The sequence below is a fragment of the Streptomyces sp. NPDC048473 genome (assembly GCF_043200155.1).
In the GTDB taxonomy this organism is placed as follows: domain Bacteria; phylum Actinomycetota; class Actinomycetes; order Streptomycetales; family Streptomycetaceae; genus Streptomyces.
Window position 1 is genome coordinate 108,249 of the sequence record NZ_JBICXE010000016.1, and the last position, 14,121, is coordinate 122,369.

Sequence of the window (14,121 nt, forward strand, 5' to 3'; positions counted from 1 at the left end):
GTTTGCCGTCGGCGGCACACGTATACAACGCGGCGCGGCGCCGTTCCCCAGCTGGGAACGGCGCCGCGCCGCGTCGCGCTGTGGGCCGGTGGAGTGCCAGGCGGGTGAAACAGAAACGTCTTCAGCGGTTAGCCGCAGCGGTATTGCCACAGTGGGTAACCCGCTTCTACGTTCTTCACCACGCACCTTGTCTACGTGCGTAGACCCATTCCGCCACAGTGAGGAGGGGTACATGAGCCGCACCGTCATCCACGGTGGTCTCGTCATCACCGCGTCCGACGAGATCCATGCCGACGTACTCATCGAGGGCGGCCGCATCGCCGCCCTCGCGGCGCACGACACCGACGCGGCCGAGAGCTGGAGCGCCGACCGGACGATCGACGCCACCGGCAAATACGTCATCCCCGGTGGTGTCGACGCGCATACGCACATGGAGATGCCGTTCGGCGGCACCTACGCCGCCGACACCTTCGAGACCGGCACCCGCGCGGCCGCCTGGGGCGGCACGACCACGATCGTCGACTTCGCCATCCAGTCCGTGGGCCGCGCGGTCCGCGAAGGGCTCGACGCCTGGTACGCGAAAGCCGACGGCAACTGCGCCATCGACTACGCCTTCCACATGATCCTCTCCGATGTGAACGAGTCCTCGCTCAAGGAGATGGACCTGCTGGTGTCGGAGGGCGTCACCTCCTTCAAGCTGTTCATGGCCTACCCCGGTGTCTTCTACAGCGACGACGGCCAGATCCTGCGCGCCATGCAACGGGCCTCCCACAACGGCGGCCTGATCATGATGCACGCGGAGAACGGCATCGCCATCGACGTCCTCGTCGAGCAGGCCCTCGCCGAGGGCCGCACCGACCCGCGCTACCACGGCGACGTCCGCAAGGTGGCGTTGGAGGCCGAGGCCACCCACCGCGCCATCCAGCTCGCCCGCGTCGCCGGATCCCCGCTGTATGTCGTGCACGTCTCCGCCGACGAGGCCGTCGCCGAGGTCGCCGCCGCCCGTCACAAGGGACTTCCGGTCTTCGGCGAGACCTGCCCGCAGTACCTCTTCCTCTCCACCGACAACCTCGCCGAGCCGGACTTCGAGGGCGCGAAGTACGTCTGCTCCACCCCCTTGCGCCCCAAGGAACACCAGGAAGCACTCTGGCGGGGCCTCAGGAACAACGAACTCCAGGTCGTCTCCACCGACCACTGCCCCTTCTGCTTCTCCGGCCAGAAGGAGATGGGCCGCGGCGACTTCTCGAAGATCCCCAACGGCATGCCCGGCGTGGAGAACCGGATGGACCTCCTCCATCAGGCGGTCGTGGACGGCCACATCTCGCGCCGCCGCTGGATCGAGATCGCCTGCGCCTCCCCGGCCCGGATGTTCGGCCTCTACCCGAAGAAGGGCACCATCGCCCCGGGCGCCGACGCCGACGTCGTCATCTACGACCCCGCGGCCGAACAGACCATCTCCGCCGAGACCCATCACATGAACGTCGACTACTCGGCGTACGAAGGGAAGCGGATCACCGGCCAGGTCGAAACGGTCCTTTCGCGCGGTGAAGTCGTCATCGACGGACGGAAGTTCACCGGCCGGGCCGGCCACGGCATGTACACCCCGCGCGCCACCTGTCAGTACCTGGACTAGGAGCACCCGTCATGGACTTCGGACTCGTCCTCCAGACCGACCCGCCCGCCTCGGCCGTCGTCGGCCTGATGCGCCGCGCCGAACGCAACGGCTTCCGCTACGGCTGGACCTTCGACTCGGCGGTGCTCTGGCAGGAGCCGTTCGTCATCTACAGCCAGATCCTCGAACACACCGAACACCTCGTCGTCGGCCCCATGGTCACCAACCCGTCCACCCGCACCTGGGAGGTCACCGCCTCCACCTTCGCCACCCTCAACGACATGTTCGGCAACCGCACCGTCTGCGGCATCGGGCGGGGCGACTCGGCGATGCGCGTCGCCGGACGCAAGCCCAACACCCTGGCCCGCCTCGGCGAGTCCATCGACGTCATCCGGGACCTCGCCGAGGGGCGGGAGGCCACCGTCGACGGGCAGCCGGTCCAGATCCCCTGGGTGAAGGACGGCAGACTGCCCGTCTGGATGGGCGCGTACGGCCCGAAGGCCCTTGCCCTCGCCGGACAGAAGGCCGACGGCTTCATCCTCCAGCTCGCCGACCCGTTCCTCACCGAGTGGATGATCAAGGCGGTACGGGACGCGGCGGCACAGGCGGGCCGCGACCCGGACTCCGTGACCATCTGCGTCGCCGCCCCCGCGTATGTGAGCGACGACCTCGACCACGCCCGCGAGCAGTGCCGCTGGTTCGGCGGCATGGTCGGCAACCATGTCGCGGACCTGGTCTCCCGGTACGGCGAGCACTCCGGACTCGTCCCCGAGGCCCTGACCGCGTACATCGCCGGGCGGTCCGGCTACGACTACAGCCACCACGGCCGCGCCGGAAACCCCGACACCACCTTCGTACCGGACGAGATCGTCGACCGGTTCTGCCTGCTGGGCCCCGCCGAGGCACATATCGAGAAGCTCCGGGCCCTGCGCGACCTGGGCGTCGACCAGTTCGCCGTCTACAACATGCACGACGCACGCGAGGCGACGATCGACGCCTACGGCTCCGAGATCATCCCCGCCCTGACCAACTGACCCGTCCGCCCACGGGTGTACGCACCCAACACGGTTGTACGCACCCCCGCGCCCCGCCCCGCCCCGCACGGCACCGCTCCCGAGCGAAGGGTCCAGCCGCCATGACATCGGCCGTCCCACCCACGCCACCCCTCCCACCGCTTCCACCGCAGGACCGGATATCCCACCCGTCGGGCCGCGTCGAACTCGCCCCCGGAGCCGTCCCCGCCGACAACCGGTTCGTCAACGAGGACCTGCTGCCCGTACCGCTGGAACGGCGCCGCTGGACGACATACAACTTCGCCGCGCTCTGGGTCGGCATGGCCCACAACATCCCGTCCTGGCTGCTCGCCTCCGGCCTGGTGGCCCTCGGCATGGACTGGAAGCAGGCCGTCCTCACCATCGCGCTCGCCAACCTGATCGTTCTCGGCCCGATGCTGCTCACCGGGCACGCCGGGCCCAAGTACGGCATCCCCTTTCCCGTTCTGGCCCGCGCCTCCTTCGGTCTGCGCGGCGCCAATCTGCCCGCGCTGATCCGGGCCGCGGTGGCCTGTGCCTGGTTCGGCATCCAGACCTGGATCGGTGGCGTCGGCATCTTCACCCTGTTGGGGAAGATCTTCGGCGGCTGGGCGAAGGCGTCCGAGATCGGCGGGCAGCCGTGGACGCTCTGGCTCTGCTTCGTCGTCTTCTGGGCGCTCGAACTCGCCATCATCTACCGGGGGATGGACACCCTGCGACGGTTCGAGAACTGGGCGGCCCCGTTCGTCATCGTCGGCGCCGTGGTGCTGCTGGTCTGGGTCGCCGTCAAGGCGGGCGGCTTCGGCCCGCTGCTCGACCAGCCGTCGAAACTCGGCTGGGGCAAGGAGTTCTGGCCGGTCTTCTTCCCCTCCCTGATGGGCATGATCGCCTTCTGGGCCACACTCTCCCTGAACATCCCCGACTTCACCCGCTTCGGGGCCGGCCAACGCGCCCAGATCTGGGGCCAGTCGCTCGGCCTGCCCACCACGATGACGCTCTTCGCCCTGCTCTCGGTCCTGGTCACCTCCGGCTCACAGGCCGTTTACGGGGAGGCGATCTGGGATCCGGTCCAGCTCGTCGCCAGGACCGACAATGTCTTCGGGCTGCTCTACGCCCTGGTCACGGTGCTCGTCGCGACGATCTCCGTGAACATCGCGGCGAACGTCGTGTCACCCGCGTACGACCTGGCGAACCTCGCACCCAAACTCATCAACTTCCGTACGGGCGCCCTGACCACGGGTGTCGTCGGCGTGCTCATCATGCCGTGGAAACTCACCGAGACCCCCGAGCTGTACATCTTCACCTGGCTCGGACTGGTCGGCGGACTGCTCGGTACGGTCGCGGGCATTCTGATCGCCGACTACTGGATCGTGCGGGGCACCGTGCTCGACCTCGCGGACCTCTACCGTCCCGGCGGCCGCTACTGGTACGTGAACGGCTGGAACTGGCGGGCGGTCGTCGCGTTCGCCGTCGGCGGCATCCTGGCGATCGGCGGCTCCCACTCGGCCCCCGGCACCGGCCCGTTCCCGGCCGCCGGCCTGATCCCGTTCCTCAAGCCGCTCGCGGACTACGGCTGGGCGGTCGGGCTGGCCTCGTCGCTGGTGCTGTACGTGGTGCTCAGCGGTCGGTCCGGGGTCACACCGGCGACGTCGAGCGGCTCAGCAGTGCACTGATGTCGAACGTCTGGTCCGGCGGCGGCGTGGCCGTGGGCACCGGCTTGTCGAAAGCCGAGAAGCCCACGATCGCGTTCGCCCCGCCGCCCCGCACCGTGATCCTCAGCGGGTACGGCTTGCCCGTGGCCGCGACGTACGTCGTCAGCGTCTGACCGTCCCTGAGCCGGGTCAGCGGCACCACCGAAGCCCCGCCGAGCGTGGTCTTCCTGCCCTTGTTCAGCGTCCCCCGGTCGTTGTCGGCGTTGTCGCTGACCAGCTTCTGGAAGGTGTCCAGATCGCAGCCGTTCGCCACGTCGCGCAGCCTCGGGTCGTCGGCCGAGCCCTTCATATAGCGCCCGTTGAGGATCGCGGCGAAGGCCGAGCCACCGCCCGGAACCTGGTTCTTCCAGAAGTTCGCATCCGGCTTGACCCAGATGTCGTCGCCGCGCTTCACGATCCGGACCGACCCCTGGTTCTTGCCGAGGTCCACCGAACCGTTGCAGTTGCCGTCCCGGTCCAGGGTGAGATCCAGGGCCACCGACGGGCTGCCGCTGTCGAGATGGCCACGCGTGCTGAGGTGCACGGAGTGGACGCTCAGAAGGGCGTCACGTGAGCGGTCGGCGATCTGCTGGGCGGAGAGCGTGTCGATGCCGTTGTCCGCCCGCGCCACACCGCCGCCGATGACGCTGCCGCTGGTGAGTCCCAGCACGAGGACCGCTGCCCGGGCGGCCTGGCGTGTGCCGATGAGTTGGCCGGTCACGGCGCCTCCCTCGAAGGGCCCGTCGGGCCTGTTCAGGTGTGCGATCCGATCCTTTTGAGAGTACGCCGGGGCGCGGCGGGCCGCTCGGCGTGAGCCCAGGCCGTCGGACCGGCCGATGTGGCCCGGCGGCCGGTCCGATCCTCATGACGACGGAGCATTCCGGTCCAGGAACCGTGCCAGCGCACCCGCCAGCCGCTCCCGCAGCCGGCCCGGATCACTGTCCACCCACGGATGGGCGGCGTGGAACGCGGCCCAGTCCACCAACCAGTCCAGCACCGTCCCGGGCGTGAACCCTTCCGCGTGCGGGCCGAGCACGGTGCGCAGCAGGCGGGGCGGCAGCAGAGTCGACGGGTGCTCCGCGAGCAGCACCGCGTCGTACAGGTCCTTGGCAGCCGACCGGCCCTCGGCCTCCTGGTCCTCGGCGAGCCACAACAGCTTCCAGGCGAGCGAGAGTTCCGGACTCGCGGTACGGACCGGCGTGGGCGGTCCGCCGTCGCCGCGCGGGCAGGCCGTCCACACCGGGGCCTGGGGCAACCGCTCGTCCTGGGCGAAGTCCATCCGCAGCTCGCCCGGCGGCAGCCCGTCGGCCTGCCAGGGGACGACGACGCGCATGCCGGGCGACTCGTACTCCCGGTACATCCACACGCCGTCCGAGGTCACCGTGGACGTGTCGATCCGTATCCCCTCGGGCAGCGGCGGACCGGCCTGCAGCGCCTCGATGACCTCATCGGCCGGGGAGGGGGAGGGTTCCATGTCGTCGGAATCGATCCAGCGCAACCCCTCGGGTGCGCGTACGGGCCGGGCGCCGCCGGTGGCGTGGCACCGGCCGTCCGTCCACAGCTCGGGGGCCGCCGCGCCGTGCGCGGCCTCCGGCCACTGCTGGACGACATCGATCCCGGCGACGTACGGGTAGGGATCGAGGCGGTCGACGAAACTGTCCGCGGACGGCTCCAGCACGATCCAGTCCAGATCGCCCGGCTCCCGGGCGGCAGCGCCCACCCACGCCTGGAGCGGGAGGCTGCCCCGCAGGATCAGGCCGTCGCCCCAGGGCGACTCGGCGATCACACGCAGCAGATGGTCCTGGACACTGCGCCGGGCCGCCCGCCAGCGCGGTGCCAGGGACGGGTCTTCGAACACCGGCTCCCCGGGGAGCGGCCGGTCCGTCGCGCTCATACGGGCACCCCGGCCCGCTCGTCGATCCAGCCCGCGTCCACCGCCGGATGGTCGTCGTGCACCACGAACTCCTCCTCGGCCTCCAGCACTTCGAGCCCGGCGGCGCCCAGTGCGCCGAGGAGCGCGTCGAGCCGGGCGCGCGCCTCGGGGCGGCCGACCGCGCGGCAGCGCTGGGTGACGAACCGCTCGTGACGTCCCTCCCGGACAGCGCGGCGGGCATTGCGCGAGAGGTGAGCGCTGTGCCGCTCGGCCACGGCCCGTGCGACGGCGAACTCCGGCTCACCGGAGAGCAGCAGCTTGATGTGGTGTTCGAAATGGCAGACGGGGGACAGCGCGGCCGCCTCGTCGGCCGTCCGCGGTATGTCCTCGTTCCACGGAGCGGCCTCGATCTTCACCCGTATGACGGGGAAGCCCGCCGCGCGCAGCTCGGCCGACCGGAGCCGGGCCGCGAACCGCCGCCCGGTGAGCGAACCCCGGCCCTGCTCGGTCAGCATCGGCTGGTCCGGCACGGCGCCGCGGTCCAGGACGATGCGGGTGAGCTTCAGGCCGTTGCAGTCCGCCCAGCGCTCCAGACGGGCACTCTCGTCCGCCTCGCCGGTACCCGTACCGGGGCGTGGATCGAACCGCACCGTCAGATGCGTCTCGAACTCTCCCTCGAACTCCGCTTCCACGCGCCCCCCAGCAGTACTTTTGCCGTCCGCTTCCGTCAGTGAACGTAGCAAGCGGCACTGACAGTCTCCGGCCACTCTCCGCGACAGTCTCCGGCCACTCTCCACCGAACGGTTGAGCGGACCGCCCACTACTCATTACCCTCCGGTAAGTTCGTTCGGGCGTACAGGTGCGGGCGCGCGCACCTGCCGATACGAGGAAGGCAGGCAGCCCATGTCCTCAGCGGAAGCCGTCGAAACCACCGAACCGGCGGGCCCGACCGGACTGGCCGACAGCGCACGGGAGCTGGCCGAAGGCCGTACCACCTCGGCCGAACAGGTGTCCGCCGCCCTGAGCCGTATCGAAGCGAGCCAGGGCACCCTCAACGCCTTCAGGCACCTGCGCGCCGAGGCCGCACTCGCCGAGGCCGAAGAGGCCGACCGCCGGCTCGCCGCGGGGGAGCGGCTGCCCCTGCTCGGGGTTCCGGTCGCCGTCAAGGACGACACCGATGTCGTCGGGATGCCGACCTACTTCGGCTGCGACGGCGATCTGCCCGCCGCCACCGCCGACAGCGAGGTCGTACGCAGGCTGCGGGCCGCCGGGGCCGTGATCGTCGGCAAGACCAACTCCTGCGAGCTGGGCCAGTGGCCGTTCACCGAGGGCCGAGCCTTCGGCGCCACCCGCAACCCGTGGAACACCGGACACACCCCCGGCGGCTCGTCCGGCGGATCCGCGGCGGCCGTCGCGGCCGGGCTCGTACCCGCCGCGCTCGGCTCCGACGGCGCCGGGTCCGTCCGTATCCCCGCAGCCTGGACCCATCTCGTCGGCATCAAACCGCAGCGCGGCCGGATCTCCGTCCACCCGCAGAGCGACGCCTTCCAGGGCCTGACCGTCAACGGCCCCCTGGCCAGGACCGTCGCCGACGCCGCCCTGCTGCTCGACGCCGTCGCCGGACCCCATCCCGACGACCCGCACCGCCCGCCTCCCGTCGCGGCGTCGGCCGCCGCCCGCCGCGACCCGGGCAGACTGCGCATCGCCCTCGCCTGGCGCCCCCCGCTCACCCTCACCGGCTCCGCACCCCACCCCGATGTGCGACGGGCCGTCACCGCACTGGCCGAGGCCCTCGCCCGCCTCGGCCACGACGTCGAGGAGGCCAGACCCCGCTACGGGCTGATCGGCCTCGGCTTCGTCCCCCGCGCCACCGCCGGGATCGCCGAACTCGCCGCCCGCCACCCCGACCCCTCCCTCCTCGACCCGCGCACCCGCAGCGCCCTGCGCACCGGCACCCGGCTGGGCGGCCGGGTGGTGCGCGCGGCCAGGGAGCGGGAGGTGCGCCAGCACCGCAGGATCGGCGCGTTCTTCCACACGTCCCGGGCCCGCGCCGGCTACGACGTACTGCTCACCCCGACGACCGCCCTGCCCCCGCCCCCGATCGGCAGGTTCGACGGGCTGAGCGCCTGGCGCACCGATGTGACGATGGCCGAGGCCTGCCCGTACGCCTGGCCCTGGAACGTACTGGGCTGGCCCGGCATCAACGTACCGGCCGGGTTCACCGCCGACGGGCTGCCCGTCGGCGCCCAGTTGCTCGGCCCCTCCCGCAGCGAGGAACGGCTGATCTCCCTCGCCGCCCAGCTGGAGGCCGACCGGCGCTGGTACGAGCACCGGCCCGCCGCACCGTCCCCCTCGCTCAGGCCGGGCGGCGGGCGCTGACCACCCACACCCTCGCCCGCATCAGCACACCGCCCGGGGTCTCGTGCGGCAGCAGCACCTCCGTCATCGAGGCCCGGGTGGCGTCGGAGACGGCGAGCCCCGGCGTCCGGGAGAAGGACACCGGGCCCGCCGAACTCCTGAGGGCCATCCGCGTCGCGGCGGGCGGTGACGCACTGCTCTCGCCCGCCGTCACCCGCCGGCTGATCGGCGAATTCGTCGCCGGACCACCCGACCGGACCACTGCGCCCGGCTTCGAGACCCTCACCCGCCGGGAACGCGAAGTCAGCGCGCTCGCCGCCCGCGGTCTCACCAACGAGGAGATCGCCGCGCACATGGTGATCAGCCCGTTCACCGCGAAGACCCACATCAGCCGCGCCATGACGAAGCTGGGCGCCCGCGACCGGGCGCAGCTCGTCGTTTTCGCCTACGAATCGGGCCTCGTCGCACCCCGGGAACCCCGCCCCTGAAGGCGGCGCGACGGGAGCCCCGCCCGCCCGGTCCACGGCGGCGGACGTTCGCACCGGAGCGCCGTAGGCGGGATCATGGACTGGAACGGAGTGGATGGGTGGTGACCAGTATGGCGTCCGCAGGCCCGCAGTCGGCGCCCGGAGCCGAACCGTCGCAGCCCAGGACCCCCCAGCACTCCTTCGACACAGCGAACGACGCGACCGCGGTGGTCGCCGCCAACGGGACGGTCGTCGGGTGGACGCACAGCGCACAGGACCTGCTGGGGTACCGCGCCGCCGAGGTGGTCGGGCGGTCCGCCGGCTTCCTTCTCGCGATGCCCGAGGACCCGCTGAGAGTGGCGAGGATCGCCGAGCGGTGCCGTGCGGGCGTGGGCTGGAGCGGCCGCGCCGATGTGCGCCGGCGCGACGGCCGGCAGATCGAAGTGGATCTGCGGGTCTCGGCCTCGTTCCACCTGGACGGCCGGGAGTGTTTCCTGATCTCCGGACGTGAACGGAAGCCGGAGTGGACGGTCGGGCAGTCCGTGCTGGATACCTTGCTGACCAGCGCGCCGATCGGTCTGGCGGTGATGAGCCCGCAACTGCGCTATGTCTGGATGAACAAAACCCTGGAACGCATCGGCGGCATCCCGCGTGAGCAGCGTGTGGGCCGCCGGATGAGCGAAGTGCTCCCGGGACTGGAGACCGACGCCATAGAGCCCCTGATGCGCCGTGTGCTGGACACCGGGGTCCCCGTCATCGACTTCGAGTACCGGGGCTGGAGCTGGGCAGATCCGCACCGTGAGCGCGCCTACTCCACGTCGTTCTTCCCCTTGACCGACGGCGATGGCACGGTCACCGGCATCTGCTACATGGTCCTGGATGTCACCGACCGGTGGAAGGCCCAGCAGCGCCTGGCCCTGGTCAACGACGCCGGAGCCAGCATCGGCTCCACCCTGGACGTGATGCGCACGGCTCAGGAGCTGGCCGACTTCGCGGTGCCGCGGTTCGCCGACTTCGTCCTGGTCGACCTGCTGGAGCCGGTTGCCAGCCCCGAGGAGACCGGTCCGTGGCCCTCCGGCACGGGGCTGTCCGGCATGAGGCTTTCCGGTACGGGAGCCGCCCGTCCCGGTGCGCCTACCGAGTCGGCCCGGCCGAGGATGCGCCGCGCCGGGATGAGTTCGGTGCGGGAGGGCTGCCCGGAGGCGGTCTGCCGGATCGGGGACCCGGTGGATTTCGTGCCCCCGCCCCACGACATCCGGTTCCTCATCGACGGTGAACCCATCCTGATCCCGGTCCTCGACTCCGTCAGACATCTGTGGGCGGTCGAACAACCCGCCAGGGCGGCGCGCATCCGCGAGTACGGTTTCCACTCCCTCATCGCCGTACCCATGCGGGCCCGGGACACGGTGCTCGGCCTGACCACCTTCGTACGATCGGTGAATCCGGTCCCATTCGAACCGGACGACGTGCTGCCGGCCCGCGAGCTGGTGGCACGGGCGGCGGTGTGCGTGGACAACGCCCGCCGCTACACCCGAGAGCACGCCGCGGCGCTGACACTGCAGCGCAGTCTGCTCCCGCACACGCTGCCCGGAGGGATGGCCCTGGACGTGGCCTCCGCGTATCTCCCGGCGGACGCCAAGGACGGTGTCGGGGGCGACTGGTTCGATGTGATCCCGCTGTCCGGCGCCCGGGTCGCCCTGGTCGTCGGCGATGTCGTCGGCCACGGCATCAGCGCCGCCGCGACCATGGGCAGGCTCCGCACCGCGGTGCACACCCTCGCCGACATGGACCTTCCCCCCGACGAACTGCTGGCCCACCTCGACGACCTCGTACTGCGCCTGAGCGATGAGGAACCCGAGGGCCAAGCGAGCGGCGCGACCGTGCTCGGCGCCACCTGCCTGTACGCCATCTACGACCCGGTCACCCAGCTCTGCACGATGGCGCGCGCCGGCCACCCGCCCCCCGTCGTCGTCTCCCCGGACGGGTGCGTCGACTTCCCCGAACTGCCCGCAGGACCCCCGCTGGGCCTGGGCGGGTTGCCCTTCGAGACAGCGGAGATCGAGCTGCCGGAAGGGACCCTGATCGGCCTCTACACCAACGGTCTCATCGAAGGCAGGGACCGGGACGCCGAACTCGGGATGGCCCGCCTCGGCGGCGCCCTGGCCCAGCGCGGACTTCCCCTCGGCACACTGTGCGACACGGTCGTGGAGCAACTGCTTCCCGTGCCGCAGCCCGACGACGTAGCCCTGCTGCTCGCCCGCACCCACGAGCTGAGCGCCGACCACGTCGTCTCATGGGACGTGCCCTCCGACCCGGCAGCCGTCGCGGGCGTGAGGGCCCGGACGTCCCGCCTGCTGAGGGCCTGGGGCCTGGAAGAGCTGGAAATGACCACCGAGCTGATCGTCAGCGAACTGGTCACCAACGCTGTGCGCTACGCGACCGGCCCGATCCGGCTGCGGCTGCTGCGCCAGTCCGTCCTGATCTGCGAGGTCTCCGACGCCAGCAGCACCTCCCCCCGGCTGCGTCACGCCAGGACCACCGACGAGGGCGGTCGCGGCCTCTTCCTCGTAGCCCAGCTCACCCACCGCTGGGGTACCCGCTACACGCCCGAAGGCAAGATCATCTGGACCGAGCAGGAACTACCGGCGACGGAAGCGTGAGGACGTTCCGGGGGGAGCCGTTCACAGCACCGGCTCCAGAGGTCTTGCAACACCGGCTCTACGGCACCCGAGCGGTCCATTGCGCGGTGCCGAACTTCGTACGTACGAGCTCCTCGGCCTGCGCCATCTCCTCGTCCGTCACCTTGCCCCGCGTGAGGCCGTGCCGGGTACGGAAGGAGTCGATCATCCGCTCGATGACGGCCTCGCGCGCCAGCCCGGTCTGGCGGCGCAGCGGGTCGACACGCTTCTTGGCGCTCGTGGTGCCCTTGTCGGAGAGCTTCTCCTTGCCGATCCGGAGCACCTCCAGCATCTTGTCGGCGTCGATGTCGTACGACATGGTCACGTGGTGCAGAACGGCACCCTCCCCGCCCGCCACACGCTTCTGAGCCGCGCCCGCGATCTTCCCGGCTTCCGTGGCGATGTCGTTGAGCGGCTGATACCAGGCCTTGATGCCCATGTCGCCGAGCGCACCGAGCACCCAGTCGTCGAGATAGGCGTAGCTGTCGACGAACGAGAGGCCGGAGACGAGGGAGTCCGGGACGGAGAGCGAGTACGTGATGGTGTTGCCGGGCTCCACGAACATGGCCCCACCACCGGATACGCGGCGCACGACCGTGATGCCGTGGCGTTCGGCGCCGGCCGGGTCGACCTCGTTGCGCAAGGACTGGAAGCTGCCGATGATCACGGCGGGGGAGGCCCACTCCCAGACCCGGAGTGTCGGCGGTCGCCGGCCCGCGGCGACCTCGGCGGTGATGACCTCGTCGAGTGCCATGTGGAGTGCGGGGGACTGCGGGGCCTCGTGAATGAGCTGCCAGTCGTAGTCGCTCCACTCGGTGGCCTGCGCGAGGGCCCGGCGTACGGCGACGGCGACGCCCTCGGAGGTGAGGCCGAGCATCACGGTCGAGGCGGGGAGAGCCGCGTCGATCCGGGCGGCGAGACCGGCGGTGTCGGTGTTGGCCGGGGCACCTTCGAGCGCCGCGTCGATCGCGAGGATCGCCTCGTCCGGCTCCAGGAAGAAGTCCCCAGCCACCCGCACGTTGCGCAACGCCCCGCCCTCGACGTCCAGGTCGACGACGACGAGCTTGCCGCCCGGGACCTTGTACTCACCGTGCACAGCCATGCCTCCAGTTCCCGCCCGACTCTCATCTCTGCGAATCGGCTCCGATCTGGCATAACTCCGCCGCCGTACGGTTTAATCCGCACGGGTATCGCTACCGCACCGCATGGTGAGGGCGCCGCCGTTGACGCGGATGGTCTGGCCGGTGATGTGCCCGGTGCCGGGAGAGGTCACCCGGATGAGGCCGGCAGTTTCGCCTCATCGCGATGACGAGCATCCGGGCAGCTTGGAGCTGCCGGTGAGCTGCGCCGGCATCGCGAAGGCGTCGGCAGACGGTTCCTCCATGATGACGAGCGGGTCCTGGCCCGGGAAGCAGGCAGCCTCCAGGACGGCGGCGCACACCGCTCGTGCCCGCCGGTACAGGAAGCGGGAGCCGGCCACCACGACAACCAGCAGAAGAGGCCCGGATACCATCGCCACCGAGATCCACGCGGGGTCGTCGCGCTGGAGCACCGCCGGTGACAGCCCGGTGAGTTCGGCGACCAGGGGGATACGTACCAGACCGGCGAGGGCCAGGAGTCCCAGGACCGTGGTGCTTCCCGCGGCCGGCACCACAGCACCCGCCGTCAGCACCCAGGTGGCCAGGCGCGGCTCCAGCCGGTCGGCGAGCGGTCGGCGGGCGCGGCGAACAACGGGATGAGCAACGGCAGATGGACGGCCGGATACATCCGGGCGGTGTCCTTTACTGTCCGGAGTCCAGGTCGCCGCCGAGCAGCCGGCGAAGCAGTGCCTCGTCACCGCTCGACAGGTCGTCGACGAAGCGGGTGAGGACCGTCTCGCGGTCCGCCACCTCCTCCATCGCCCGGTGCATCCGGCGGGCGGCGAAGCCCGGCTCGTCCGTGGCGGGCGCGTAGGCGAAGGCCCGGCCACGTGGAACGCGGGCGAGGACATCCTTGTCGTACAGCCGGGTCAGGATCGTCACGACCGTGCTGTACGACAGGCCCTCGCCCATACGTTCCAGCACTTCCCGCGGAGTGAGCGGCCCGGACACGGACCGGAGCACGGCGAGAACCTCCGCCTCCCGCTTCCCGTTGGCCAGCCGGCGCTCCGCCTCATGTGCCCCGGCACGCTGCTGCGCGTCCACGGTTGGCTGCCTCCTCGCTCATCCTCTACAGTCACGCTCATCTTCTACGCGCGCGTAGAAGATAGTGTCATTTCCGAGTGCGCCACGCATGCTGTGGTCCTGTGACGCCCGTCGTCGTCCGGTACGACGCCATGACAGGAATCCCGTGCCTCGTCCCGCTGTCCGCCTCACGCCCGAGCCTCGGTACGTTCTGTGGGGGCCCTGGCCGTCGGCGCGAGCCGGGTCCAC

At 70.8% G+C, this 14,121-nt stretch carries 11 protein-coding genes and 1 pseudogene; 6 read left to right on the plus strand and 6 right to left on the minus strand.

Features of this window, described 5'->3' with window-relative positions; genetic code table 11:
• Positions 1-232 precede the first annotated feature (232 nt).
• The 3 genes from hydA (at position 233) to ACGFU7_RS24950 (ending at position 4,316) form a co-directional block, all read left to right on the plus strand.
• A complete protein-coding gene (hydA, locus tag ACGFU7_RS24940) occupies positions 233-1,633 on the plus strand; it encodes a dihydropyrimidinase (protein ID WP_393698377.1) in 1,401 nt (466 codons plus the stop codon).
• Positions 1,634-1,644: 11 nt separating this feature from the next.
• On the plus strand, positions 1,645-2,646 hold the full coding sequence (locus ACGFU7_RS24945; RefSeq protein ID WP_393698378.1) for a TIGR03842 family LLM class F420-dependent oxidoreductase: 1,002 nt from the start codon (positions 1,645-1,647) through the stop codon (positions 2,644-2,646).
• 101 nt (positions 2,647-2,747) lie between these two features.
• The gene (locus ACGFU7_RS24950; RefSeq protein ID WP_393698380.1) at positions 2,748-4,316 is read left to right on the plus strand and encodes an NCS1 family nucleobase:cation symporter-1; all 1,569 of its coding nucleotides are present in this window, start codon (positions 2,748-2,750) and stop codon (positions 4,314-4,316) included.
• On the opposite strand, the gene ACGFU7_RS24955 is transcribed toward ACGFU7_RS24950, so the two are convergent.
• The 3 genes from ACGFU7_RS24955 to ACGFU7_RS24965 all read right to left on the minus strand — a co-directional run bounded on the left by ACGFU7_RS24955 (position 4,279) and on the right by ACGFU7_RS24965 (position 6,899).
• Complete coding sequence (locus ACGFU7_RS24955; RefSeq protein WP_393698381.1) at positions 4,279-5,055, minus strand: hypothetical protein; 777 nt, start codon at positions 5,053-5,055, stop codon at positions 4,279-4,281. The genes ACGFU7_RS24950 and ACGFU7_RS24955 overlap by 38 nt on opposite strands.
• A 141-nt stretch (positions 5,056-5,196) precedes the next feature.
• Positions 5,197-6,228 (minus strand): nucleotidyl transferase AbiEii/AbiGii toxin family protein, encoded by a 1,032-nt coding sequence (locus ACGFU7_RS24960; RefSeq protein ID WP_393698383.1) that lies wholly within the window; start codon positions 6,226-6,228, stop codon positions 5,197-5,199.
• The gene (locus ACGFU7_RS24965; protein ID WP_393698385.1) at positions 6,225-6,899 is read right to left on the minus strand and encodes a hypothetical protein; all 675 of its coding nucleotides are present in this window, start codon (positions 6,897-6,899) and stop codon (positions 6,225-6,227) included. The genes ACGFU7_RS24960 and ACGFU7_RS24965 overlap by 4 nt, the downstream gene beginning before the upstream one ends.
• Positions 6,900-7,110: 211 nt before the next feature.
• On the opposite strand from ACGFU7_RS24965, the gene ACGFU7_RS24970 reads away from it, so the two are divergent.
• The 3 genes and pseudogenes from ACGFU7_RS24970 to ACGFU7_RS24980 all read left to right on the plus strand — a co-directional run bounded on the left by ACGFU7_RS24970 (position 7,111) and on the right by ACGFU7_RS24980 (position 11,692).
• Positions 7,111-8,586 (plus strand): amidase, encoded by a 1,476-nt coding sequence (locus tag ACGFU7_RS24970; protein ID WP_393698387.1) that lies wholly within the window; start codon positions 7,111-7,113, stop codon positions 8,584-8,586.
• Between the two features lie 107 nt (positions 8,587-8,693).
• Positions 8,694-9,053, plus strand: a pseudogene (locus ACGFU7_RS24975) (response regulator transcription factor); the annotation flags it as partial.
• Positions 9,054-9,163: 110 nt separating this feature from the next.
• The gene (locus ACGFU7_RS24980) at positions 9,164-11,692 is read left to right on the plus strand and encodes a SpoIIE family protein phosphatase (RefSeq protein WP_393698461.1); all 2,529 of its coding nucleotides are present in this window, start codon (positions 9,164-9,166) and stop codon (positions 11,690-11,692) included.
• Positions 11,693-11,750: 58 nt separating this feature from the next.
• Here the strand turns inward: ACGFU7_RS24980 and ACGFU7_RS24985 are convergent, their stop codons facing one another.
• From ACGFU7_RS24985 to ACGFU7_RS24995, 3 genes are all read right to left on the minus strand, one after another.
• Complete coding sequence (locus ACGFU7_RS24985) at positions 11,751-12,806, minus strand: biotin/lipoate A/B protein ligase family protein (protein ID WP_393698462.1); 1,056 nt, start codon at positions 12,804-12,806, stop codon at positions 11,751-11,753.
• Positions 12,807-13,007: 201 nt separating this feature from the next.
• On the minus strand, positions 13,008-13,361 hold the full coding sequence (locus tag ACGFU7_RS24990) for a hypothetical protein (protein ID WP_393698389.1): 354 nt from the start codon (positions 13,359-13,361) through the stop codon (positions 13,008-13,010).
• A 130-nt stretch (positions 13,362-13,491) separates the two neighbouring features.
• On the minus strand, positions 13,492-13,893 hold the full coding sequence (locus tag ACGFU7_RS24995; protein WP_393698390.1) for a BlaI/MecI/CopY family transcriptional regulator: 402 nt from the start codon (positions 13,891-13,893) through the stop codon (positions 13,492-13,494).
• Between the last annotated feature and the right edge of the window lie 228 nt (positions 13,894-14,121).

Coding starts and splice junctions, on each gene's coding strand:
- ACGFU7_RS24945 (WP_393698378.1), top strand. CDS start 1,645: ATGGACTTCGGACTCGTCCTCCAGACCGACCCGCCCGCCTCGGCCGTC.
- ACGFU7_RS24950 (WP_393698380.1), top strand. CDS start 2,748: ATGACATCGGCCGTCCCACCCACGCCACCCCTCCCACCGCTTCCACCG.
- ACGFU7_RS24960 (WP_393698383.1), bottom strand. CDS start 6,228: ATGAGCGCGACGGACCGGCCGCTCCCCGGGGAGCCGGTGTTCGAAGAC.
- ACGFU7_RS24970 (WP_393698387.1), top strand. CDS start 7,111: ATGTCCTCAGCGGAAGCCGTCGAAACCACCGAACCGGCGGGCCCGACC.
- ACGFU7_RS24980 (WP_393698461.1), top strand. CDS start 9,164: ATGGCGTCCGCAGGCCCGCAGTCGGCGCCCGGAGCCGAACCGTCGCAG.
- hydA (WP_393698377.1), top strand. CDS start 233: ATGAGCCGCACCGTCATCCACGGTGGTCTCGTCATCACCGCGTCCGAC.